The sequence below is a fragment of the Aeromonas sp. DNRA1 genome (assembly GCF_963888745.1).
GTDB classification, from domain to species: Bacteria; Pseudomonadota; Gammaproteobacteria; order Enterobacterales; family Aeromonadaceae; genus Aeromonas; species Aeromonas hydrophila.
On record NZ_CAWPKQ010000002.1, the window covers coordinates 547,994 to 571,235 of the forward strand.

The window sequence follows — 23,242 nt, forward strand, 5'->3', positions numbered from 1 at the left end:
GGGCCCGCCAGCGTGGCGGGTCATAAGAGGAAGAATATGAATATCAGTGCGATAGCCAAGGATCTGGTGCCCCTGCTCGGGGGCAGGGAGAACATCGTCAGCGCCGCCCACTGCGCCACCCGGCTGCGGCTGGTGCTGGCGGACGACAGCAAGGTGAACAAGGCCGCCATCGACAAGCTGGAGGGGGTCAAGGGGTGCTTCAGCAACGCCGGCCAGATCCAGGTGATCTTCGGCACCGGCCTGGTCAACAAGGTCTATGCGGAGTTCGTGGCGCTGACCGGTACCGGAACCGCCAGCAAGGCAGAGCTGACCGACATGGCGACGGCCAAGCTCAATGTGGCCCAGCGGCTGGCGCGGACCCTCTCCAACATCTTCGTGCCGATCATTCCGGCCATCGTCGCCTCGGGCTTGCTGATGGGTCTGCTCGGCATGGTGCGCACCTACGGCTGGGTCAATGCCGACAGCGCCCTGTTTGTGATGCTCGACATGTTCAGCTCGGCGGCCTTCATCATACTGCCGATCCTCATCGGCTTTACGGCGGCGCGGGAGTTTGGCGGCAATCCGTACCTCGGGGCAACCCTCGGCGGCATTCTCACCCACCCGGCGCTGACCAACGCCTGGGGGGTGGCCGGTGGCTTCAAGACCATGGACTTCTTCGGGCTGGACGTGGCCATGATCGGCTATCAGGGCACCGTCTTCCCGGTGCTGCTGGCGGTCTGGTTCATGTCCCATCTGGAGAAGCAGCTGAGAAGGCGCATTCCGGACGCCCTGGATTTGATCCTCACCCCGTTTTTGACCGTCATCATCACCGGCTTCGTGGCACTGCTCTTCATCGGCCCCGCCGGGCGGGTGCTGGGGGATGGCATCTCGTTCGGTCTGAGCGCGCTTTATGAGCAGGCAGGCTGGCTGGCGGGGCTGGTGTTCGGCGGCACCTATTCACTGATCGTCATCACCGGCATCCACCACAGCTTCCACGCCATCGAGGCGGGGCTGCTGGCCAATCCGCAAATTGGCGTCAACTTCCTGCTGCCCATCTGGGCCATGGCCAACGTGGCCCAGGGGGGGGCTTGTCTCGCGGTCTACTTCAAGACTCGCGACGTCAAGATCAAGGCCATTACCGTGCCAGCAGCCATGTCCTGCCTGCTCGGCATCACCGAAGCGGCCATCTTTGGTGTCAACCTGCGCTACATCAAGCCCTTCCTGGCCGGTCTGTTCGGCGGGGCCTGCGGCGGCGCCTACGTGGTGGCGGCCAAGGTCGGCATGACGGCGGTGGGGCTGACCGGTATTCCCGGCATGGCCATTGTCCAGCCCATGAGCCTCATTCACTACATCGTCGGGTTGGTGATCGCCTTTGGCGCCGCCTTCGTCGCCTCCTACCTGCTCAAGTACAAGGTGGAGTGATGAAAGACGTCGCATTGCTCAACCAAATTGTCCGGTCGCTGCTGGCCGGACAGCTCAAGGCTGCGGCCGATCCCCATCGGCCCCGCTGGCACCTGGCGGCCCCGGTGGGGCTGCTCAACGACCCCAACGGCTTCATCGAGCACGGCGGGCGCTACCACCTCTTCTACCAGTGGAACCCGCTCGGTTGCGAGCACCGCAACAAGGGCTGGGGGCATGTCACCTCCACCGATCTGCTGCATTGGCAGCACGAGCCGGTGGCGCTGCTGCCCACCGAAGCCTATGAGAGTCACGGCTGCTATTCGGGCTCTGCGGTGAGCGACGAGCAGGGGCGTCTGACCCTTATCTACACCGGCAATGTCAAATACCCGGATGGCAGCCGCACCGCCTATCAGTGTCTGGCCCGGGCCGATGGTGAGGGCGGTTTTGCCAAGCTGGGGCCTGTGCTGGATCTGCCCGCAGGCTACAGCGGCCACGTGCGCGACCCCAAGGTGTGGCACGACGGCCAGCAGTGGCTGATGGTGCTGGGGGCCCGCACCCTGGATGACAAGGGCGAAGTGCTGCTCTATCGCGGCGACACCCTGCAAAGCTGGCAGCGGGTGGGCCCCATCGCCGGCAGCGGGCGAGGGGGGCTGGGTGAGTTTGGCTATATGTGGGAGTGCCCGGACCTCTTCCCCCTGGGTGATCGCCATGTGCTGATCAGCTGCCCGCAGGGGATTGCCCCGCAGGGAGAGGATTATCGCAACCTCTACCAGTGCGGCTGGCTGGCGGGTGACTTCGACGGCGAGCGCTTCGCGCACGGGGATTTCCACGAGCTGGACAGGGGCTTCGAGTTCTATGCCCCCCAGACCACTCAGGACAACCAGGGGCGGCGCCTCTTGTTTGGCTGGCTGGGACTGCCCGAAGAGAACGAGATGAGTCAGCCCACCATCCCCTATGGCTGGCTGCACCAGATGAGCTGCCCGCGGGAGCTGTTCTGGCAAGGCGACTGGCTCTGCCAGCGGCCGGTGGCAGAGCTGGCGGCACTGAAGGGGGAGCAGACCCGCTTCGAGGGGGCGCTCGGCGAATTTCCGGGGCTGGCCATCGACTCGGCCTGGCTCGATCTGGCGCTGTGCGGCGAGGGGAGTCTCTGGTTTGGCGCCGTGGCCGAGCTGTGCTGGCAGCCTGGGCGCCTGGTGCTGCGCCGCCTGAACTGGCAGAGCGGAGAGTGGGAGGAGCGATGCTGCACCTGGCTGGGCGGCGGCATCACCGTCTTGTGCGATCGATCCAGTCTGGAGTGTTTCGTCGATGGCGGCCGCCATACCCTGTCGGCGCGCTACTTCCCTGGGCCAGGGCCGCAGCTTGCGCCGGGTAAACAGGTCGCGGGCGGCAAAATTTGCCTCGATCACTGGCCGCTGGCGGCCTGCCTAGTACAATAGCCCGGTGTCAGTTTGCCGGGAGGCCAGGTGGAGAAGAAGAAACGGATCACGATTGCCCAGATAGCCGAGTTGGCGGGGGTGTCCAAGGCGACCGCCAGTCTGGTGCTCAACGGCAAGAGTGCGGAGTACCGCATCGCCGACGACACCCGCAAGCGGATCCAGGCGGTGGCGGACGAGTGCCACTACCAGCCGAGCTTCCATGCCCGCGCCCTGCGCGAGACCCGCAGTTACACCTGGGGGCTGGTGATCCCCGATCTCACCAACTTCGGTTTTGCCAGCATCGCCCGCGCCCTCGAGGCCCACTGCCGGGAGGCGGGCATCCAGCTGCTCATCGCCTGCTCCGAGGATGATCCCACTCTGGAACAGCGGGTGGTGGACAACCTCATCAGCCGCCAGGTGGACGGGCTGATTGTCGCCTCCAGTGGCCATAGCGACGATATCTATGCCCGCATTCACGACCGCCTGCCGGTGGTGCAGCTCGACCGACACATCGGCGAATCGCGCCTGCCCATGGTGATCTCCGATGCCTGCAAGGCCACCGCCGAGCTGGTGCAGGAGATGGCCGGCCAGTGCGGCGAGGAGATCTACTACTTCGGCGGCTTGCTGGATCTCTCCCCCAGCCGTCACCGGCTGGCAGGCTACGAGCTGGGGCTGCACCGCGCCGGTCTGGAGGCGGACCCGGCCCGGGTGCGCCACCGCGACTACCAGCCAAGCTCGGGCTATCAGTTGATGGCCGAGCTGGTGGCCGAGCTCGGCTCGCCGCCCAAGGGGCTCTTCACTGCCTCCTTCACCCTGCTGGAGGGGGTGCTGCGCTACCTCAACGAGGCGGGGCTGATGGAGACGGGCATGCGGCTGTGCACCTTCGACGATCACGACCTGCTCGACTGCATCCCCATGCGCATCGACTCGGTGGCCCAGGATTGTCCGGCCCTGGCCCGGGCGACCTTCGAGCTGATGCAAAAGCTTATCGCGGGCAACCCGCCGCCCCAGACCGCCCAGGTGATCAATCCGCGCATCCGCTGGCGCAGTCAGCGGGCTGCCCGGGGCGCCTGATTTCCCCGCCTCCTGAAAAGCAAAAGCCCCGCCGGCAATGGCGGGGCTTTTGCATTTTCAATGGCGGAGTCTGGTGTCAGTCGGTGGTACTGGCGCGCCAGAACACCTGCTTGATGTGGGGGTGGATGCCGAGCTTCACCATCAGGGCGTCGAGCTCGTCGCCATCGATGGAGGTGGCCAGCAGCACCGCCGAAATTTCCAGATCCCGCTCGCCGAAGGGCTCGATGTCGAGCTCGCTCAACGGGTAGTTGGCCTGCTCCAGCATCTCTTCCAGCCAGTGCAGCACCTCCTTCTGGTACTCGCGCTGGGTGAGGGCGGTCACCCGGTAGGTCACCTCGGTGTCGGTGTTGTCCACCGGACGGCGGTTGATCTGGTTGACCAGCGGGCGCAGCAGGGTGTTGGCGGCCAGCACGAACAGGGCGCCGAGGATCGCCTCCATGGCCAGCCCGGCCCCGCTGGCGGCGCCGACCGCCGCCACGCCCCACAGGGTGGCCGCGGTGTTGATGCCGCGGATGTTGCCGGATTCACGCATGATGACGCCGGCGCCGAGAAAGCCGATACCGGAGACGATGTAGGCCACCACGTGCACCACCCCATAGGTGCCGCCGTGCAGGTCATAGATGCGCTGGGCCAGGTTGACGAACAGGGCCGCGCCCACCGCCACCAGCACGTTGGTGCGCAGGCCCGCGGTGCGCTGGCGGTACTGGCGCTCCAGCCCTACCAGGCTGCCCAGCACGAAGGCCAGCAGCAGGCTGGCCAGGGTGTCGAGCAGAGAGATCATGTCGAATTGCTGCCACATTCTCATGGCGTACTCCTTCTGTTGCAGATGGCCTTTCTGAAGGCGGGCGAGGGGATGGTTCCCCGCCAACTGCCCCGTGCGTGCAGGCCATGAATTGACGAAAAACACGCACGAGGCGCCCGGCCCGTCCATCCAGGATGGCGGGCAGGGCGGTGAAACGGATTGAAAGGGGCCAGCATGGCTGGCCCCGGATATCAGTCGTGCACGATCAATTGAGCACGAGTTCGGGGTCGCGGCGGGGATGTAGCTCCCAGCGAACCGGGTGATGTACCCCCACCTGATGCACGAACTGCACCAGATAGCGACGCTGGGGCGGGGTGCAGTGCAGGTTGAGCACCAGCTCCCGCCCGCCGCTGCGACCGGGTCGCAGGGACTGCAGGGGTTGCAGGCCCGCCGGCTGCAGGGTGTGGTTCACCAGATCCAGCACCTGCTCCATGTCGGCCCGATCCTCGCAACGGATCTGCAGCCGGTAGTGGTGCTGGCGCGGTTTACCACGCAGCCAGAGCGGCAGCAAGCCGCGGCCCAGTCTGCTCAGCAGGGGGTGAGTCCGGTTGGATACGGACAGAGTTGAAATAAAACGCATAGCAGCCTCCTTGTGGGAAGCAGAAACTATGCAGGCAAGGTGTCATGGCAAAGCCAGGTCACCTGACGTCAAGTGTAAAAAAGAGAAGAGGGGAGTGGATTTCCGCTTCTCGCAAGGCTGCGAGCATGCGGCAGAGGAAGACCTGCGGCTAGCTCGCGACCCGGGTACCGACGACGAGAGTCGGTCTACAACTGTCACTTGATGAGTTGCCCACTGATGGTCTCCGCTATTGATAAGAGGCTCGAATGATAGCCTAGGTGGCAGCCTGGGTAAACCCCGTGCCGCCCGCAGCAACATCTTGAAACATAATCGAAAGCCCAGTTTTGCTGTGCCGCATGACCAAAAGCAGACCCGGCGAGTGCCGGGTCTGCGGGGTCATTCGGTCTTGTCGATACCGAGGTATTTGAGCATCAGTTTTTCGTAGATGGGCTCGGTATCACCCACCTGCATCTTGTGCAGGAAGTACTTCTCGAAGGCGATTTTGGCCAGATGGACCCACTTCCCTTTCTTGAACCAGGCAACGTTGCGCGGCGGGATCTGCGGCATGGCGACGAAGGCGGCGCCGGTGTCCCCCATGTCCGCCAGACAGATGGCATTCCACACCGCCTTGGTCACCGGCGGCTGGCCATTGAGCTCCGCCTTGATGTTGTGGCTCAGGGTGCGCACCATCGCCTCAATCATGTAGCCGGTCTTGGGTACGCCGGTCGGCACCGGCGTCTTGTGCTGGGGCGCAATGGCGATGCAGACCCCGGCGGCATAGATCTGCGGGAAGGTGGGGTTGCGCTGGTGCTCGTCGACGATGACAAAGCCGCGGGGGTTGACCAGTCCCGCGATGCCTCGCAGTGGCGCAATGCCGACAAAGGCGGGCAGCATCATGGCATGTTTGTAGGGCAGGGTGTGGGTGCGTTTGACGTTGCCGTCTTCATCCAGCTCCTCTACCGTCATCTGACCATTCTGGGTCGCCACGGTACGGGCATTGCAGATCCACTGCACGTCGCGCATCCGCAGTTCACTCTCCAGCATCCCCTTGGAGTCGCCCACGCCATTGAGACCCAGATGGCCGATATAGGGCTCGCTGGTGACAAAGGTCATGGGCACATTTTTTCTCACCTTCTTGTCGCGCAGGTGGCGATCGAGGATGAACGCGTACTCGTAGGCGGGTCCGAAGCAGGAGGCTCCCGGCATGGAGCCGACAATCACCGGGCCTGGCTCGTCGACCAGCGCGCTGACGCTGTGACGGCACTCTTCGGCGTGGGAGAGGGTACAGACGCTGGTGGTGCCACCGGATTCGGGGCCGGCCCCTGCTACCTCGTCAAAGGCGAGGGCCGGGCCGGTGCAGATCGCCAGAAAGTCGTAACGCAGGGTCTGACCATCGGAGAGGGTGAGCTGCTGCGCCGCCGGTTGCAGCTCGGTCAGGGCGGCATGGATAAAGCGGATCCCCTTCTTCTTCACATAGGGTTCGATGGGGATCGAGGTCTCCTTGCGCTCCCGCCACTGGACGGCAATCCAGGGGTTGGAGGGGGTGAATTCAAAGTCCGGCTTGTCGTTGATGAGGATCACCTCATGCTGCTTGCCGAGTTCGGCCTTGAGTTCGTAGGCGGCAGACATGCCCCCCAGACCCGCGCCGATGACGATGACCGTTGCCATGTTCAGCCTCCTGCGTTTATTACACGCTCATGTGAGCTGGGTCATCCGACCCGGTTATTTAAACCCTATCCGTTTGAGGATTATCGCGGCCGGACAGAAACCGGTGAACGCGCTCTGGATCAGGTTGACCCCGACAAAGGCACTCAACCAGACAAAGCCCGGATGAACCCAGGTGGTAAGGATCAGCGAGAGCAGCAACATGCAACCCGCGACGATTCTGACTCCGTTATCTACCGTCATGCTCTTTCTCCTTGCTTACTTTAGGTATTGCTAATTTAGTGTTGTTTTATACAATAGAACAAATATCAGCAATTGCTAATTTACTCTTATGAGCCAATTCGACGAGATGAACAGACATGCGACAGCCGCCGCCTCCCTGCTCAAGGCGTTGGCTCATCCCGAACGCCTGATGGTGCTCTGCCAGCTGGTGGAGGGGGAGAAGGGAGTCGGGGAGTTGCTGGCTCACAGCCAACTCGGCCAGTCGGCCTTCTCCCAGCAATTGTCGGTGTTGAAGCGCTACGGCCTTATCCGCTCGCGCAAGGTCTCCCAGCAGATCTACTACTCGTTGGTGAGCGAGGCCGCCGCCGATGTGCTGGCGGCGCTGCAAACCCACTTTTGTCACTCAGAAAATAAGGAATCTTGATGATGGAAAGCCAATGGCTGCTCTCTCTGGGCGGCGGCATGCTGGCGGGGCTCGCGGCCCTGATCCTGATGTTGTTCAACGGCCGGGTGGCCGGGATCAGCGGCATTCTGGCCGGTGCCTTGCAACACCGCGCGCCGTGGCGTGTGCTGTTTCTGCTGGGGCTCGGGGCGGGGGCCTGGCTGGCGCTGACTCTGGGTTGGGCCACCATGCCCGCATTTACCACCTTGCCCGGTTGGCCAGTGGTGCTGCTGGCCGGTTTGCTGGTCGGCATCGGTACCCGTCTTGGCAATGGCTGTACCAGCGGCCACGGCATCTGTGGCATGGGGCGGCTCTCCCTGCGCTCCATTGTCGCCACCCTCACCTTTATGGCGGCAGGCTTTATGACCGTCTTCGTCACTCATCATCTGCTGTAAGGGGCTCATTGCCATGAAGTTGCTGACAAGTTTGTTTGCGGGGGTGTTGTTCGGGCTGGGGATGGCCATCTCCGGCATGGTGGATCCCGCCCGGGTCACCGGTTTTCTCGATCTTGCCGGGGCCTGGGATCCCAGCCTCGCCTTCGTGATGGGGGGGGCCCTGCTGGTCTTTATGCCGGGATATTTTCTGCTGGTGAAACCCCGCCCCCTGAGCCTGCTGGGGGAAACAATGGCCCGGGTTCCCGCTCCCGTGCTGGATCGTCGCCTGATTGGCGGGGCTGCGCTGTTTGGTATCGGCTGGGGATTGGTGGGCATCTGTCCTGGGCCTGCTCTGAGTCTCATTTCCAGCGGGCAGCCCATGATAATGTTGTTTATCGCGGCCATGGTGGCCGGGATCTTGCTGTTTGACAGAGGGCTGGCCAGGGTGCTGACCAAGGCGCCAGCTCGGGGAAAGGATAAGGTGCGCCAGTCCCATACCGCCTGATCCCGTGAAGTGACTGATGATGCCAGGGAAGGAGAGTAATGATGGAAAAGATCCGGTTGCTGGGGATCACCTTGATGGTGATGACATCGCAGACCATGACATCCGCCCTGGCCGCGGAAGGGGAGCCAGAGCCCTTGCTGACAGTGGCGCCACTGCCGGTGACTGACTGGCTGACGCTGGATGGCACCGTCAGTGCCATCCATCAGGGGACGGTGGCGGCCCAGACCAGTGGCCGGGTCTCCCGCATGCTGGTGGATGTGAACGATCAGGTGCAGGCGGGGCAACCGCTGCTGGAGATCAGCGGCAAGGAGCAGTTTGCCGCCGTCACGGGGGCGCAGGCACGGCTGGCGCGGGCGCAGGCCCAGCAAGTGGAAGCCGAGCGCCAGCTCGCCCGCTTTCAGGCGCTGATCGCCAAAGGGGTGATCACCCGCGCCCAGCTCGACAATGCCCAGGCGACCGATCGCGCCGCCCGCGCCGAGGTGAATGCGGCCGATGCGGCCCTCACTCAGGCCCGCGAGGCTTACGGTTATACCCGTATTCTGGCTCCCTACGCCGGGGTAGTGACCAAACGGCTGGTGGAGTTGGGGGAGACTGTCGCCCCCGGTACCCCGCTGCTCTCCGGCTTCTCTCTAGACACACTGCGGGTGGAGGTGGAGTTGCCTCAATCCGCCCTGACGCTCGCTCGGTCGCCTGCTGATGTGCAGGTGCTGCTGCCGGATGGCAGGGCCGTTATCCCGGTCAAATTGACCCGCTTCAACTATGCCGACAGCCAGAGCCACGCCTTCAGGCTGCGCCTCGACTTGCCGTCGCAAACTACCGGGGTATTGCCCGGCATGTGGCTCAAGGTGCAGCTCAAGCAGGGTGAACGTCAGGTGCTGCAAGTGCCGGATCACGCTCTGCTGCGGCAAGGGGAGTTCAACGGCGTCTATCTGCAGCAGCCCGCTGGCTGGGCCCTGACGCCGGTGCGGGTAGGCCATTGCTTTGAAGGGCAGTGCGAGATCCTGGCCGGGCTGCAAGCCGGTGACAAGCTGGCCCCCGATGGCTGGGCGCAGCAGCAGGAGGTGGCCCATGAGTAGCGAGCTGAACGGCAACAAGGAGAGGCTGGGGCCTGCCGGTCGGCTGGCTGCGCTGTTTCAGGACTCGGCCATTACCCCGCTGCTGGCGCTGGTGGGGCTCTTGCTCGGCCTGTTTGCTGTGCTGGTGACCCCCAAGGAGGAGGAGCCGCAGATCGATGTCACCTTCGCCGATGTCTATATCCCTTTCCCGGGCGCCACGCCGGCAGAGGTGGAGTCTCTCGTCACCACCCCTGCCGAGCAGGTGGTCTCCCAGATAAAGGGGATAGATACCCTCTACTCTTTCTCTCGCCCTGATGGCGCCCTGTTGGTGGTGGTGTTCAAGGTGGGGGTGAGCCGCGAGCAGGCCATCGTCGATCTCAACAACCAGCTCGACTCCAATCGTGACTGGTTGCCACAGGGGATCGGGGTCGGCCAGCCGCTGGTGAAACCCCGGGGGATCGACGATGTCCCCATCGTCAGTTTGACCTTATGGAGCAAAGATTGGAGCAAAGAGGGGAGCAAGCAGCCGGGGGCACCCGAGTTGACCCGGGTTGCCCATGAGCTGGAGACCGAACTCAAGCGCATTCCCGGTACCCGCGATATCTACACGCTGGGCGGCCAGAGCGCCGTGTTGCGGGTGATGCCGGATCCGGCAGCCCTCAGCGCCCACGGCATCAGCTGGGGCGAGCTGAGCCAGCGACTGGCGACCGCCAATCAGGTGGGCCCGACACAGGCCATCGAGCAAGATAACCGGGAGATCAAGGTACAGGTGGGGCAGTTCCTGCAAAGCGAGCAGGAGGCCCGCGAGCTGGTTGTAGGTCTGCACGATGGCAAGCCGGTCTATCTGGGGGAGGTGGCCAGGGTCTCTCTGGGTCAGGAGACCCCGACCAAGCGCAGTTGGATGGGGCTGGGGGATCGCAGTTATCCGGCGGTGACGCTGGCCATCGGCAAGCAGCCGGGTCAGAACGCGGTCGAGGTGGCCAAGCGGGTGGAGGCGCGGGTCGAGAGTTTGCAGAACCGGCTTATCCCGGCCGGGGTCGAGGTGACGGTGACCCGGGACTACGGCGTCACCGCCGAGACCAAATCCAATACCCTCATCGGCAAGCTGATTTTTGCCACCACGGCGGTGGTGGTGCTGGTGCTGGTGAGCATGGGGTGGCGCGAGGCGCTGGTGGTGGGGGTGGCCATCGTCATCACCCTGGCGCTGACCCTGTTCGCCTCTTGGTCATGGGGCTTTACCCTCAACCGGGTATCGCTGTTTGCGCTGATCTTCTCCATCGGCATCTTGGTGGATGACGCCATCGTCGTGGTGGAGAACATCCACCGCCATCGAGGTTTGGGCAAGGGGGCACTCAAGGATCTTATTCCGGGGGCGGTGGACGAGGTGGGGGGGCCGACCATACTGGCGACCCTGACCGTCATCGCGGCACTGCTGCCGATGGCCTTTGTCAGCGGCCTGATGGGCCCCTACATGAGCCCCATCCCCATCAATGCCAGCATGGGGATGCTTATCTCCCTGCTGGTTGCCTTTATCTTCTCCCCCTGGCTGGCGAGCCATTTGCTCAAGGATTCGGTGCACGGTACCGACGGCGAGGCCAAGGCCGGCCTCTTCCAGCGGTTGATGACCCCTTTCCTGATGGGCGCTGGCGCCAGGAGAGCGAGACACAAGCTCTGGCTGGCCATCCTGCTGTTGGTAGCGGGAGCCGCCACCATGCCCATGGTGCAGTGGGTGGTGCTCAAGATGCTCCCCTTCGACAACAAGTCGGAATTCCAGCTGGTGCTCGATATGCCGGAGGGGGCCACGCTTGAGCAGACCGAGCGCACCCTGCTGGCGGTCGGGCGGGAGCTTGCCAAGGTGCCCGAGGTGAAGGATTACCAGATTTACACCGGCACCGCCGCCCCTATCAACTTCAACGGGCTGGTGCGCCACTACTTCATTCGCAGCGGTGCCAACGTGGGGGATATTCAGGTCAATCTGGTGGACAAGCATGAGCGCCATCGCAGCAGCCACCAGATTGCCCAGTCGGTACGGGCACCGCTGCAGGCCATCGCCAGCGCGGTGGGGGGCAACCTGAAAGTGGTGGAGGTGCCGCCCGGCCCGCCGGTCTGGTCCCCCATCGTCGCCGAGGTGTATGGCCCGACACCGGCCGCTCGCGAAGCGGCCGCGCGCGCCGTACAGGCCCGTTTTGTGGCGACGCTGGATCTGGTGGACGTGGATATCTATCTGACCGACCCGCAGCCCAAGTGGCGGCTGGTGGTGGATCGCAGCAAGGCGGCCCTGCTCGGGGTCGATCTCGGCGATCTGGTGAACACCCTCAATGGCGGGGGGGGTTATCAGGATGCCAGCTGGCTGCAGGGGCATGGCGCCAAGTATCCGGTGCCGATCCGCATCGAGCTGGCCCCCGGTGACAAACGGGATCTAGCGGGTGTGCTGGCCCTCAAGGTGCGCAGCCTGAGCGGCCAGCTGGTGCGGGTCTCCGAGCTGGTGAGTCGCCGCGATGAGGTGGCACCCAGCTATATCATGCACAAGAACATGCAGCCCATGGTGATGGTGGTGGCCGACATGGGCGGCCATACCGACAGCCCGCTCTATGGCATGTTTGCCGCCGGTGCCGACATCTCGCTGCCACAGTATTACGTGCAGCAGCCCGGCAAGCTTGGGGAGGTGGCGCTGTTGTGGGACGGGGAGTGGAAGATAACCTACGAGACCTTCCGCGACATGGGGATTGCCTACGGGGTGGGGATGATCCTCATCTACCTGCTGGTGGTGGCCCAGTTCCGCTCCTATCTGGTGCCGCTCATCATCATGGCGCCCATTCCGCTCACCCTCATCGGGGTGATGCCGGGCCACGCCCTGCTGGGGGCCCAGTTTACCGCCACCTCGATGATCGGGATGATCGCCCTGGCCGGGATCATAGTGCGCAATAGCATCCTGCTGGTGGACTTTATCGAACAGCAGCGGGCGAGTGGCGTGGCGTTCGAGCAGGCGGTGATTGCGGCGGCGCAGGTGCGGGCCAAACCCATCATGCTGACGGCGCTGGCGGCGATGATCGGGGCCCTGTTCATCCTCGATGATCCCATCTTCAACGGGCTGGCCATCAGCCTGATCTTCGGGATCCTGGTCTCCACCTTGCTCACTCTGGTGGTGATCCCGTTGCTCTACTACAGCCTGATGTCGCGCCGTGAAGTCGCGATCACGGCAAACGAACCGGGCGCACAATGACAGAAGGGCCATCTCGGTGGCCCTTCTCGTTTCACACGTTCAGGTGGCTGGGTCAGCGTCCTTTCATCAGCGGGAAGTAGCGCCGGTCGGCCTGGCTCATGTGGCCGACAACCAGCTCCTGAATGATGAAGTTGAGCAACTCGTCGTTGCCCAGGGTGCCCGCCCTGGCGGCGGTCATCAGCTGGCTGGCTTTTTGCAGCAACAGCTGGTGGTCTTGCTGGTGGCTGGCCAGCTCCGGATAGCCGAGTTCGGCCAGCATCTGCTCTTCAAAGGCGAAGTGGTGGCGGGCCACGTCGAACAGACTCTCCATGCACTCCAGGAACAGGGCCGGGTGTTCCTGGTGATCCTTCATGTGTTCCAGCAGCCGGTTGGTCAGCACGAACAGCTGACGATGCTCGGCATCGATGCGGGGATGGCCGCATTCGTGGCTGCTCTGCCACACCAGCGAGCCCTGCTCCGGATCCAGTCCGGCGGTGAACAGACAGACCCGGCCCCGCCCTCTGCCCTTGGCCTGGTACATGGCCTGATCGGCGTGGTGCATCAGGGTCTTGGGGTCGGTGCCGTGCTCCGGATAGAGCGCCACCCCTATGCTGCTGGAGATGCGCAGCTCCTGCTCCTCGTCGATGCGAAACGGATGGCGCAGGCTCTTGTGCAGATGGTCGGCCACCGCTAGCGCCTCGTCCCCTGTGTCGGGCAGCAGGATCACGAATTCGTCCCCTCCCAGCCGCGCCACCAGATCCTGCTCCCGCACGCAATGGCGCATCCGTTCGGCCACCATGTTGAGCAGCACGTCGCCGGTCTCGTGGCCGAAGGTGTCGTTGATCGGCTTGAAGTGGTCGAGGTCGATGAACAGCAGGGCCAGCTGCGCTTCGCCCTCCATGGCCTCTTTCAAGCGTTGCTGCAGCAGCCGGCGGTTGGGCAGGTTGGTGAGGGGATCGTAGAAGGCGAGCCGGCGCATCATCTCCTCGCGGGCGGCCCGCTCCGTGATGTCACGGGTCACCCCCAGAATCGCCTCCGGCTCCCCCTGCTCGTTGCCGTGCAGGGTGGTGACCGTTTCGGTGGCCACCAGATGCCCCTCTTTGTGACGCAGCTGGGTACGAATGACGCAGCGGGTCTGCTCGTGGTCGCCGCGTTGCCAGGCGGCGAGGGAACCGCTCAGCTCGGCGCGCAGCTGCTTTCTGGATGTCTCCGGAATAAGCTGCCTGATGGGGAGGCTCAGCACGTCGATCGCCTCGTAACCGCTGAGCGGCAAAATGGCCGGGCTGACGTAGCGAAAGCGCAGGGTGGCGGTGTCCATGGTCCAGATGACGTCAGCGCTGTTTTCCGCCACGAAGCGGTAGTGCTGCTCGCTCTGGGCCAGCTCGCGGGTGAGTCGCTGGCGGTCTCGCGCCTCCTGTCGCAGGCGCAGGTAGAGGTAGCAGAAGATGCCGAGCAGGGTCAGCAGGGAGAAGGTCACCAGCATGGCCACCGCCACGCTCTTGTCGAGCAGTTGGCGCTGCTGGCGGATCCGCTCCCGATCCGGGTTGTAGAGAAAGTGTTCCAGATCAGGCAGGGCCGAGAGCATGCCGGCCTCGAGGTAGCTTTTGGCGATCTGCTGCCAGCGCTCGGGCTGCATGTAGCCAGGCTCGACCAGATCTGGCTGCATCAGCTCCCGGGTGGCACTGGCTTCGAACTCCAATTGCTCGCGGCCATAACCGCTCGGGTACTGCTCCATGATCCAGTTGATCATCTCCGCCGGATTTTCCATGGCGTAGCGCCACCCCTTGAGGCTCGCCTGCTGAAAGGCGTAGACCCGTTCCGGCCGGTTGTTCAGCTCGCGTTCCGAGGTGAACAGGTTGTCACCGTAGAAATCGAAGTCGATGCTGCGGGGGGAGAACACCCGGTAGGGGATCCCCATCCTGGCCAGATAGAAGGGCTCTGTGGTGCTGTAGGCACTGATGGCATCCACCTGACCGGCGAGCAACGCCTTCAGCCCCTGTTCATAAGGCAGCGTGCTCCAGCTGCCCGGCGGGGCATGGCGATTGAGGTAGATCTGCAGCTCCTGGGAGCCGGGCTCCAGCATCAGCCGTTTGCCCGCCAGATCCGCCGGTTGGCGAATGTCGGGCCGCTCCAGGGTGAGCAGCACCAGCGGGGAATGCTGCAGCATGGAGGCCAGCACCACGACCTGCTGGCCACTGGCGCGCGCCAGCAGCAGATCGCTGCCGCTGACCCCGTACTGGGCATTGCCCGACATCACCTCGTTGACCACATTGGTGCCGGTGACGGCGGGTCGCAAGGTGACATCCAGCCCGGCATCTCGATAGAAGCCTCTGGCCTGGGCCGCGTAATAACCGGCAAACTGGAACTGATGTTGCCAGGGCAGTTGCACCACTATCTTGTCCACCGCCTTGGATGGCAGGGAGAAAAGGGTGCAAAACATCGCTGAACCAAGCATGGGCATATACCGGAGCAGGCGATGAAGGGAGGAATTTACGACACTCATACTCATTCCTCTCGGGAGACGGGGGTCAGTCCTAGAGTCAAACAATTCCTTGTTGCCCGCAAGGGGGCGAAAGGGCGCTGGAATGGGGGATACGTGACAGAAAAAAAGATTTCTGTGTCACTCATCACATTTGGCTTTCATGCTCGGTATTTTTGGCAATTATGCGAATAATTACGGAGCCATATGACCAATAAAAACGGTCGCATTTTAATCGTATTTGCCAGCCGTTTACCTCAATATCAGTGAGTGATTACTTAATTTTCAGCGCAATGCGTCAGCCTGTGTCGCCGTATCAACGGATACATTCATGTTGCTGTCAGATTGTGTCGAATTTTCAATTGTTGCGTTATCAGTCAGTAACGGGCCGAAACAGGCAGAAGGGGGCCGGATCCTGTCGACCCCGGTGCTATGATAGCGACTCTTCCATCTCGATGAGGCCTTCTCATGTCCCGATTGCGTCTGTTGCTGTCCGACTCTCACGACCCCCTGTTCAACCTGGCGGTGGAGGAGTGCATCTTCCGTCAGATGGATCCGAACCAGCGGGTGCTGTTCCTGTGGCGCAACGCCAATACCGTGGTGATCGGCCGGGCCCAGAACCCCTGGAAGGAGTGCAACACCCGCCGCATGGAGGAGGACGGGGTGACGCTGGCCAGGCGCAGCAGCGGCGGCGGCGCCGTGTTTCACGACCTTGGCAACAGCTGCTTCACCTTCATGGCGGGCAAGCCGGAGTACGACAAGAGCATCTCCACCGCCATCGTGCTGGACGCGCTCAAGCGGCTCGGGGTCGAAGCTTTCGCCTCCGGGCGCAACGATCTGCTGGTGGCGACCCCGGACGGTGAGCGCAAGGTGTCGGGCTCGGCCTATCGGGAGACCCATGATCGCGGTTTTCACCACGGTACCTTGCTGCTGGACGCAGACCTCGGCCGGCTCGCCAACTACCTCAATCCCGACCCCAAGAAGCTGGCGGCCAAGGGTATCAGCTCGGTGCGCAGCCGGGTGGCCAACCTTTGCGAGCTGCTGCCGGGCATCGATCACCAACAGGTGAGCGAGGCGTTGCAGGAGGCCTTCTTCAGCCACTATGTCGAGCGTGTGCAGCCCGAGCATATCTCCCCTGAGCAGATGCCCGATCTGCCGGGCTTTGCCGACACCTTCACCCGCCAGCGCAGCTGGGAGTGGAACTTCGGCCATGCGCCGGCCTTCAGCCATCAGCTGGACGAGCGCTTCGGCTGGGGCGGGGTGGAGCTGCACTTCGACGTGGAGAAGGGGGTGATAGGGCGGGCGCAGATCTTCAGCGACAGCCTGGATCCGGCGCCGCTCGATGCGCTGGCCGCGCGGCTGCCCGGCACGGCCTACCGCGCCGATGCCCTCGACGACCTGCTGGGCCAGTGGCGCAGCGAGTTTGCGGCCCGCCAGAGCGAGCTGGAGGAGCTCTCTCGCTGGTTGCTGGCGGCGCTGCGCTGACGTTTTTCTCGCCGATGGGGCGGGTGGATCACAAAATCAAAAGAGGCGCCCGAAAGGCGCCTTTTTGCCAGCCGCCGTCCACCCTCATGCATGACAAAAAGTAGGGGAGGCCATTAGATATTGTCGCTGTTTCAAACGGTGACCCGGGCGTATAAGGACTGCACATTTGCTGTACTAATGGTATAAAAATGAGTGACTTGGTCTATTTGAAAGATGAAGGCGTCAACGCCATCCACCCCGAATTCAAACGTCGTTTTGCCACAGTCAAAGCCAATTTCTTCTCGCGCAACCCCGATCTCTGGCCGGTCTTTCGCGAGCCCGGTTTTGCCACCCTCAACGAGTTTCGCGCCCGCGGCCTGGCCCCGGCGGCGCGGCTCAATGCCTGGCCCGATGGCCGCGCCCGCCTCGCCGATTTGTGCGAGACCATGCCGGTGCCAGCCACCATGCGCACGCCGGGCGAGCCCATGGCCGAGCTGCTGTTTGCCGGCGCACTGTCCAAAGACTGGGAGAACCCCTCCAGCGTCGAGAACGTCATCACCATGTCGGCGGATCCCGCCATCTACGGCGCCCAGATGGGGATCCTTGCCAACCCCAACCTGGTCTACTCCGAGTATGCCGGGGTGGCCGAGGAGCTGGAGAAGAAAGTGGTGCGCCAGATAGCACTGCTGGCGGGTTACGATCCGGCCCGTGCCACCGGCATCTTCACCCAGGGGGGGACCTTCTGTAACCTCTACGGCTACCTGCTCGGCATCCGCAAGAGCCTGCCACAGGCCAAGCACAAGGGGCTCGGCCACTATCAGGATTACCGCATCATCAACTCCCAGGGCGGCCACTACTCCAACATCACCAACCTCTCCCTGCTCGGTGTCGACATCGAGAACAAGACCATCCGCATCCAGGTCGGCGAGAACAACGACATCGATCTCGACCACCTGGAACGCACCCTGACCGCCTGCTTCGCTCTCAAGCACGTGGTGCCCACCATTATGCTCACCATGGGCACCACCGACACCTTCGGGGTGGACCAGGTGAAACCCGTGGTCGAGCTGCGGGATCGCCTCTGCGAGCGGTTCGAGGTGTCGGTCAAGCCGCACATCCACGTCGACGCCGCCATCGGCTGGTCGATGATCTTCTTCCTGGACTACGACTTTGCCGCCAACCCGCTGGCCATCAACAGCGCTACCCTGGCGGGGATCGAGCGCAACGTGAGCCGCTTCGCCGAGCTCAAATACGCCGACTCCTTCACCGTCGACTTCCAGAAGTGGGGCTATGTGCCCTACACCTCCAGCCTGGTGATGATCAAGGAGCAGGATGACCTCAAGGCGATGGAGAATGACCCGGAGAACTTCTCCTATTTTGAGCGGGACATTCAGGGCCAGACCCACCTGCAGTCCACCATCGAGTGCTCCCGCGGGGCGAGCGGCCTGTTCGGTGCCTATGCGGCGCTCAACTACCTGGGGGTGGAGGGCTATCGCACCGTGCTGGCCCACTGCCTGCAAAACGCCAACTACTTCCGCTTCCGGTTAAGCCAGCTCGGCAACGTCAAGCTGGTGGCCCAGGAGAACCAGGGGCCGAGCGTGGGCTTCAAGATCTACAACCCCGAGTGGGTGCAGGACCCCGAGGCCGAGTTCGCCTTCGAGCTGGCGCGCAGCCCGGATGCGGCCTACAAGGCGCGCTTGCAGCGCAACACCGACTACCACCGCAGCCTGTTTACCGGGCGCGGCAAGGTTGGGCTCTACACCAACTGGGTGGAGGCCATCGCTCACTCCGACTATGACGCTCGTGGCAAGTACTCCTACATCGCCGGGGAGAAGGCGGTCTTCATGAACCCGGCCTGCGGCCGCGAACAGATCGACGCCTTTATCGACCATATCCGCGGTTGATGGTGCAGCAGTGACGGGGTGCAGGCGGGTTTCCCCCTGCGCCCTGCTTTTTTATACGCCAAGCAATTGAATCAAAAGGACTTGCTTGCGAATGGCCCGGGAAGTGTGAGGCGCTGCACGTTCCTCCCCTCTGTCTCCCTTTCTGACTTTTATCCTCCTGTTTTTTCCGTACGGTATGGACTCCAACGGGTTGATTTTTAGCCGTGGACATCAACAAAGGAGTCGTTATGGACAAGCACAGACGCAGAGTGACCCTGGGGCTGTTGAGTACCCCCCTGATCGCTACCCTCGCCGGTTGCAACAGCAGCAATGACAGCCAGGGGAGTGCGGCGGATTTTCGCACCACCCTGACCGACCGGCTGAGCGCCGAACTGCACGACGAGCAGACGGCCCGCCAGCTGGCCCCCTTCATCGAGGAGGCCTGCTTCAACATGACCCCGTCACGGGTCGCCATCGACCAGGTCCACTGCGTCATCGCCTTTGCCTTTGGCAATCGCCCCAACGCCTCGGGCAACCCGGATGAACTGGCCGAGCCCGGCCCCATGAACGAGGCGCTGGCCGCCTGCTGCGCGGCCCTCTATCGGCAAAAGCCGGTGCCCATGTACGTGCAGTGGGAGATCGCCCGCTACCTCGACTCGGCCCGCTATCCCGATATCCCGGCCCGGGATGTCATCTCCATCGAGCCTTACTGGGATAATGAAGGCAAGCTGGTCTACCTCAGTACGGACGGAGTGGTGGAGGCCATCGTCAGGGATTATGCCGGTGGAGAGGCTGCCGCCCTCGGCACGGCGGCCGTCATCGGTCACCGCGACCACGTCAAACGCTGCATCATCACCTGCCGTGCCCGCAAGGTGGCGAGCCATGCCCCGGAGGGGATCGAACTGCCCGTCTGGTATGACGAGCAATCCGATCAACCCTGGACCCGTCGCCGCGACCTCTATGTATTGCAGGACATGTCTGTTCAGTTGCTCGGGATAGCTCAGGTGAATATCGCTCAGGCTTATCCGAACGGCTGAGGACGCCGCTCGGCGGATGGTGCAGTAGCGGATGGTGCCGTAGATAGCGCAGTAAAAGAAAACGGCGGGATCATCCCGCCGTCTTTTATTGAAATAACCCTGCTTACTGTTTCTGGATGGCGGTCACGGTGAGCTTGCCGGCCGGGTTCTCGGCGTGAAAGCGCACCGCATCCCCCACTTTCAGATCCTGGAGCAGAGCCGGTTCGGCTACCCGAAACACCATGGTCATGGCGGGCATTTTGAGGTTGTCGATCGCCTCGTGCTTGATGCCGACCTTGCCGTTGGCCGTATCGATGCGAGTGATGACTCCCTTGGTCATCATCATGTCGCCCATCTCGTTCATGCCTTCCATCTGGCTCATCTGGCCCATGTCGTGGCCGGCATGGTTCATCATCTCCTCGGCCTGCAGGCCGGTATGGGTGGCAAGGCCAAGCAGCAGGGTCAGGGTCAGCGTCTTGTAGTTCATGGTGTTTCCTCGTCGTTGATTTAGATTCTTGGTTGTCAAAAAGGGCGCTGCCACCGGGTTAGCCGGCGGGGTGGTGCTCGGTCGCGCCCAGGTGCCGGCTGCGCCACAGGTAGTAGGCCGCAGGCAGCACCAGCAGGGTCAGCACCAGCGCGCTCACCATGCCGCCAATCATGGGGGCGGCGATGCGCTGCATCACTTCGGAGCCGGTGCCGTGGCTCCACATGATGGGCAGCAGGCCGGCGATGATGGTCACCACCGTCATCATCTTGGGGCGCAGGCGCAGGGCGGCGCCGTGGATCACCGCCCGGTGCAGGCCCGCCTGGTCCGGCTTGCCGCTGGCCACCAGGTCATCCCAGGCGTGGTTGAGGTAGACCAGCATCAAGACGCCGGTCTCCACCGCCACCCCCGCCAAGGCGATAAAGCCCACCCCTACGGCGACTGACAGGTTGAAGTCGAGCAGCCAGAGGGTCCAGATCCCGCCCACCACCGCCAGCGGCAAGGTGGTGAGAATGAGCAGCACCTCCTGGAAGCGGCGAAACGCCAGATAGAGCAGCAGCACGATAATGGCGACCGTGAGCGGCACCACGTAGGCGAGGCGCGCCTTGGCCCGCTCCATGTATTCGAACTGACCGGACCAGGTGAGGGCGTAGCCCGCCGGCAGCACCAGCTGCTTGTCCACCTCGGACTTGGCCTCTGCCACAAAGGAGCCGATATCGCGGCCGCGAATGTCCACGTAGACCCAGCCGTTGAGGCGCGCGTTTTCACTGCGCAGCATGGGGGCCTCGTCGCTGATATGGACTCGGGCCACGTCCGCCAGGGCGATGCGGGCACCGCTCGGGGTCACCAGCGGCAGCAGCTCCAGGCTGGCTATCGAATCGCGATAGCTTTGGGGGTAGCGCAGGTTGATGGGGTAACGCTCGCGCCCTTCGATGGTCTGGCCCACCTCCATGCCGCCCACCGCGGTGGCGAGCACCGCCTGTACGTCGGCAATGCTGAGGCCGTAGCGGGCCGCTTTCAGCCGGTCGATATCCACCTTGACGTAGCGGCCACCGGCCACCCGCTCGGCGTAGACCGATGAGGCGCCCTCCACCTTGCCGACGATCTGCTCAAGTTGCTGGCCGAGCTGCTGGATCACCTTGAGGTCCGGCCCCGCAATCTTGATGCCCACCGGGGTCTTGATGCCGGTGGCCAGCATGTCGATGCGGGTCTTGATGGGGGGCACCCAGGCGTTGGTGAGGCCGGGGAAGCGGATGAGGGAGTCGAGCTCCTCTTTGAGCTTTTCCGGGGTCATGCCGGGGCGCCACTGGTCGCGGGGCTTGAGCTGGATGCTGGTCTCCATCATCACCAGATCGGCGGGGTCGGTGGCCGATTCGGCGCGCCCTGCCTTGCCGAACACGTTCTGCACCTCGGGCACGGTACGGATCAGCTTGTCGGTCTGCTGCAAAATCTCCCGCGCCTTGCCCACCGAGATATTGGCCGCGGTGGTGGGCATATACATGATGTCCCCCTCGTCCAGCGGCGGAATAAACTCGGAGCCCAGGTACTTGAGCGGCCAGAATCCCGCCACTGTGACCACGGCGGCGATGGCCAGAGTGGTTTTCGGACGAGCCAAGACGGCTTTCAGCAGTGGCACATAGCCTTGGCTTAGCCAGCGGTTCAGCGGGTTGGCCTGCTCCGCCAGCACCTTGCCACGGATAAAGTAGCCCATGATCACCGGCACCAGCGTGATGGCGAGCCCGGCCGCGGCCGCCATGGCGTAGGTCTTGGTGTAGGCGAGCGGGTGGAACATCCGCCCCTCCTGCGCCTCCAGCGCGAACACCGGCAGGAAGCTGATGGTGATGATCAGCAGGGAGAAGAAGATGGGGGGCCCCACTTCTATGCTCGCCTCTGTGATGATGCGCCAGCGGTTCTTGTCGGTGAGCGCCTCCCGCTCCATGTGCTTGTGGACGTTCTCGATCATCACGATGGCGCCATCCACCATGGCACCGATGGCGATGGCGATGCCGCCGAGCGACATGATGTTGGCGTTGATCCCCTGCAGGTGCATCACGATAAAGGCGGTCAGGATGGCGATGGGCAAGGAGATGACCACCACCAGGGATGAGCGCAGGTGGAACAGGAAGGCGAGGCAGACCAGCACCACCACTGCAAACTCCTCCACCAGCTTGCCGGAGAGGTTGTCGATGGCGCGCTGGATAAGGTCGGAGCGGTCGTAGACGGTGACCACCTCCACCCCCTCTGGCAGGCTGCTCTTCAGCTCCGCTAGCCGTGCCTTGACCCCGTCTATGGTGTGCTGGGCATTCTCGCCATAGCGCATGACGATGATGCCGCCCACCACTTCTCCTTCACCGTTGAGCTCGGCCAGACCACGCCGGCTCTGGGGCCCGGTGACCACGTCCGCTACATCGCCCAGCAGCAGCGGGGCGCCGCGCACAGTGGTACCTAGCGGGATCTGCTTCAGATCCTCGACGCTCTTGAGGTAGCCGTTGGAGCGCACCATGTACTCCGCTTCCGCCATCTCGATGACGGACGCGCCGGTCTCCTGGTTGCCCTGCTTGATGGCGGTCTCGATAAGGGAGAGCGGGATGCCGTAGGCGCGCAGTTTGTCCGGGTCGACCCGCACCTGATACTGGCGCACCATGCCGCCTACGGTGGCGACCTCGGAGACCCCCTCCACCGTCTGCAACTCGTACTTGAGGAACCAGTTTTGCAGGGAGGTGAGCTGGCTGAGGTCATGCTTGCCGGTTCTGTCCACCAGCGCGTACTGGTAGACCCAGCCCACCCCGGTGGCATCGGGGCCGAGCTGGGGACGGGCAGAGGCGGGCAGGTTGGGCGCAACCTGGCTCAAATACTCCAGCACCCGGGCGCGGGCCCAGTAGAGGTCGGTGTTGTCGTCAAACAGCACATAGACGAAGGAGTCGCCGAAGAAGGAGTAGCCGCGCACCGTGGTGGCCCCCGGCACCGCCAGCATGGCGGTGGTGAGCGGGTAGGTCACCTGATCCTCCACCACCTGCGGAGCCTGGCCCGGATAGGCCGTCTTGATGATCACCTGCACGTCGGAGAGATCTGGCAGGGCATCCACCGGGGTCTGTTTGACCGACCAGAGCCCCCAGGCGGTGAGCATGAGGGTCAACAGCAGCACCAGAAAGCGGTTGCCCACTGACCAGCGAATAATCGAGGGGATCATGGTTTTGCTCCTTGCTCATTTTGTGCAGAGA

General features: G+C 63.4%; 18 protein-coding genes. 11 read left to right on the forward strand and 7 right to left on the reverse strand.

What is annotated here, in order from left to right:
- Positions 1-36 precede the first annotated feature (36 nt).
- From AACQ43_RS08525 to AACQ43_RS08535, 3 genes are read left to right on the forward strand one after another with little or no spacing between them, the layout of a single operon-like run.
- A complete protein-coding gene (locus AACQ43_RS08525; RefSeq protein WP_146061607.1) occupies positions 37-1,401 on the forward strand; it encodes a sucrose-specific PTS transporter subunit IIBC in 1,365 nt (454 codons plus the stop codon).
- Positions 1,401-2,816, forward strand: coding sequence for a glycoside hydrolase family 32 protein (locus AACQ43_RS08530; protein WP_168966964.1), 1,416 nt, complete (start codon positions 1,401-1,403; stop codon positions 2,814-2,816). Before AACQ43_RS08525 ends, AACQ43_RS08530 begins: the two co-directional genes overlap by 1 nt.
- A 27-nt stretch (positions 2,817-2,843) precedes the next feature.
- Positions 2,844-3,869, forward strand: coding sequence for a substrate-binding domain-containing protein (locus tag AACQ43_RS08535; protein WP_168966965.1), 1,026 nt, complete (start codon positions 2,844-2,846; stop codon positions 3,867-3,869).
- A gap of 76 nt (positions 3,870-3,945) precedes the next feature.
- Here AACQ43_RS08535 and AACQ43_RS08540 read toward each other — a convergent pair whose 3' ends face one another.
- From AACQ43_RS08540 to AACQ43_RS08555, 4 genes are all read right to left on the reverse strand, one after another.
- Positions 3,946-4,674, reverse strand: coding sequence for an MgtC/SapB family protein (locus tag AACQ43_RS08540; protein WP_024945078.1), 729 nt, complete (start codon positions 4,672-4,674; stop codon positions 3,946-3,948).
- A 202-nt stretch (positions 4,675-4,876) separates the two neighbouring features.
- Positions 4,877-5,251 (reverse strand): hypothetical protein, encoded by a 375-nt coding sequence (locus tag AACQ43_RS08545; protein WP_011706773.1) that lies wholly within the window; start codon positions 5,249-5,251, stop codon positions 4,877-4,879.
- Positions 5,252-5,626: 375 nt separating this feature from the next.
- A complete protein-coding gene (locus tag AACQ43_RS08550) occupies positions 5,627-6,898 on the reverse strand; it encodes an NAD(P)/FAD-dependent oxidoreductase (RefSeq protein ID WP_168966966.1) in 1,272 nt (423 codons plus the stop codon).
- A gap of 54 nt (positions 6,899-6,952) precedes the next feature.
- The gene (locus tag AACQ43_RS08555; protein WP_168966967.1) at positions 6,953-7,138 is read right to left on the reverse strand and encodes a YgaP family membrane protein; all 186 of its coding nucleotides are present in this window, start codon (positions 7,136-7,138) and stop codon (positions 6,953-6,955) included.
- 88 nt (positions 7,139-7,226) lie between these two features.
- Between AACQ43_RS08555 and AACQ43_RS08560 the strand changes: the two genes are divergently transcribed.
- From AACQ43_RS08560 to AACQ43_RS08580, 5 genes are read left to right on the forward strand one after another with little or no spacing between them, the layout of a single operon-like run.
- Positions 7,227-7,541 (forward strand): ArsR/SmtB family transcription factor, encoded by a 315-nt coding sequence (locus tag AACQ43_RS08560; RefSeq protein WP_120415175.1) that lies wholly within the window; start codon positions 7,227-7,229, stop codon positions 7,539-7,541.
- A complete protein-coding gene (locus AACQ43_RS08565; RefSeq protein ID WP_168966968.1) occupies positions 7,541-7,954 on the forward strand; it encodes a YeeE/YedE family protein in 414 nt (137 codons plus the stop codon). Before AACQ43_RS08560 ends, AACQ43_RS08565 begins: the two co-directional genes overlap by 1 nt.
- A gap of 13 nt (positions 7,955-7,967) precedes the next feature.
- Positions 7,968-8,438, forward strand: coding sequence for a YeeE/YedE family protein (locus tag AACQ43_RS08570; RefSeq protein WP_168966969.1), 471 nt, complete (start codon positions 7,968-7,970; stop codon positions 8,436-8,438).
- 41 nt (positions 8,439-8,479) lie between these two features.
- Positions 8,480-9,514, forward strand: a complete 1,035-nt coding sequence (locus AACQ43_RS08575) for an efflux RND transporter periplasmic adaptor subunit (RefSeq protein WP_168967160.1) — start codon at positions 8,480-8,482, stop codon at positions 9,512-9,514.
- Positions 9,507-12,716, forward strand: a complete 3,210-nt coding sequence (locus tag AACQ43_RS08580) for an efflux RND transporter permease subunit (protein ID WP_168966970.1) — start codon at positions 9,507-9,509, stop codon at positions 12,714-12,716. Before AACQ43_RS08575 ends, AACQ43_RS08580 begins: the two co-directional genes overlap by 8 nt.
- 52 nt (positions 12,717-12,768) lie before the next feature.
- Here AACQ43_RS08580 and AACQ43_RS08585 read toward each other — a convergent pair whose 3' ends face one another.
- A complete protein-coding gene (locus AACQ43_RS08585) occupies positions 12,769-15,198 on the reverse strand; it encodes a diguanylate cyclase domain-containing protein (RefSeq protein ID WP_168966971.1) in 2,430 nt (809 codons plus the stop codon).
- Between the two features lie 444 nt (positions 15,199-15,642).
- Between AACQ43_RS08585 and AACQ43_RS08590 the strand changes: the two genes are divergently transcribed.
- From AACQ43_RS08590 to AACQ43_RS08600, 3 genes are all read left to right on the forward strand, one after another.
- Positions 15,643-16,659, forward strand: coding sequence for a lipoate--protein ligase A (locus AACQ43_RS08590; RefSeq protein ID WP_168966972.1), 1,017 nt, complete (start codon positions 15,643-15,645; stop codon positions 16,657-16,659).
- Between the two features lie 188 nt (positions 16,660-16,847).
- The gene (locus AACQ43_RS08595) at positions 16,848-18,542 is read left to right on the forward strand and encodes a pyridoxal phosphate-dependent decarboxylase family protein (protein WP_168966973.1); all 1,695 of its coding nucleotides are present in this window, start codon (positions 16,848-16,850) and stop codon (positions 18,540-18,542) included.
- Positions 18,543-18,769: 227 nt separating this feature from the next.
- On the forward strand, positions 18,770-19,558 hold the full coding sequence (locus tag AACQ43_RS08600; RefSeq protein ID WP_168966974.1) for a hypothetical protein: 789 nt from the start codon (positions 18,770-18,772) through the stop codon (positions 19,556-19,558).
- Positions 19,559-19,661: 103 nt separating this feature from the next.
- Here AACQ43_RS08600 and AACQ43_RS08605 read toward each other — a convergent pair whose 3' ends face one another.
- Positions 19,662-20,024, reverse strand: coding sequence for a copper-binding protein (locus tag AACQ43_RS08605; RefSeq protein ID WP_168966975.1), 363 nt, complete (start codon positions 20,022-20,024; stop codon positions 19,662-19,664).
- A 58-nt stretch (positions 20,025-20,082) separates the two neighbouring features.
- Entirely contained in the window at positions 20,083-23,211 is a 3,129-nt protein-coding gene (locus AACQ43_RS08610; protein ID WP_168966976.1) for an efflux RND transporter permease subunit, read from the reverse strand.
- Positions 23,212-23,242: the final 31 nt, after the last annotated feature.

Bases quoted from the DNA above. Each gene is read 5' to 3' on its own strand.
- AACQ43_RS08525 (WP_146061607.1), top strand. From the start codon at position 37: ATGAATATCAGTGCGATAGCCAAGGATCTGGTGCCCCTGCTCGGGGGC.
- AACQ43_RS08530 (WP_168966964.1), top strand. From the start codon at position 1,401: ATGAAAGACGTCGCATTGCTCAACCAAATTGTCCGGTCGCTGCTGGCC.
- AACQ43_RS08540 (WP_024945078.1), bottom strand. From the start codon at position 4,674: ATGAGAATGTGGCAGCAATTCGACATGATCTCTCTGCTCGACACCCTG.
- AACQ43_RS08545 (WP_011706773.1), bottom strand. From the start codon at position 5,251: ATGCGTTTTATTTCAACTCTGTCCGTATCCAACCGGACTCACCCCCTG.
- AACQ43_RS08550 (WP_168966966.1), bottom strand. From the start codon at position 6,898: ATGGCAACGGTCATCGTCATCGGCGCGGGTCTGGGGGGCATGTCTGCC.
- AACQ43_RS08555 (WP_168966967.1), bottom strand. From the start codon at position 7,138: ATGACGGTAGATAACGGAGTCAGAATCGTCGCGGGTTGCATGTTGCTG.
- AACQ43_RS08560 (WP_120415175.1), top strand. From the start codon at position 7,227: ATGAGCCAATTCGACGAGATGAACAGACATGCGACAGCCGCCGCCTCC.
- AACQ43_RS08565 (WP_168966968.1), top strand. From the start codon at position 7,541: ATGATGGAAAGCCAATGGCTGCTCTCTCTGGGCGGCGGCATGCTGGCG.
- AACQ43_RS08570 (WP_168966969.1), top strand. From the start codon at position 7,968: ATGAAGTTGCTGACAAGTTTGTTTGCGGGGGTGTTGTTCGGGCTGGGG.
- AACQ43_RS08575 (WP_168967160.1), top strand. From the start codon at position 8,480: ATGGAAAAGATCCGGTTGCTGGGGATCACCTTGATGGTGATGACATCG.
- AACQ43_RS08580 (WP_168966970.1), top strand. From the start codon at position 9,507: ATGAGTAGCGAGCTGAACGGCAACAAGGAGAGGCTGGGGCCTGCCGGT.
- AACQ43_RS08585 (WP_168966971.1), bottom strand. From the start codon at position 15,198: ATGAGTGTCGTAAATTCCTCCCTTCATCGCCTGCTCCGGTATATGCCC.
- AACQ43_RS08590 (WP_168966972.1), top strand. From the start codon at position 15,643: ATGTCCCGATTGCGTCTGTTGCTGTCCGACTCTCACGACCCCCTGTTC.
- AACQ43_RS08595 (WP_168966973.1), top strand. From the start codon at position 16,848: ATGAGTGACTTGGTCTATTTGAAAGATGAAGGCGTCAACGCCATCCAC.
- AACQ43_RS08600 (WP_168966974.1), top strand. From the start codon at position 18,770: ATGGACAAGCACAGACGCAGAGTGACCCTGGGGCTGTTGAGTACCCCC.
- AACQ43_RS08605 (WP_168966975.1), bottom strand. From the start codon at position 20,024: ATGAACTACAAGACGCTGACCCTGACCCTGCTGCTTGGCCTTGCCACC.
- AACQ43_RS08610 (WP_168966976.1), bottom strand. From the start codon at position 23,211: ATGATCCCCTCGATTATTCGCTGGTCAGTGGGCAACCGCTTTCTGGTG.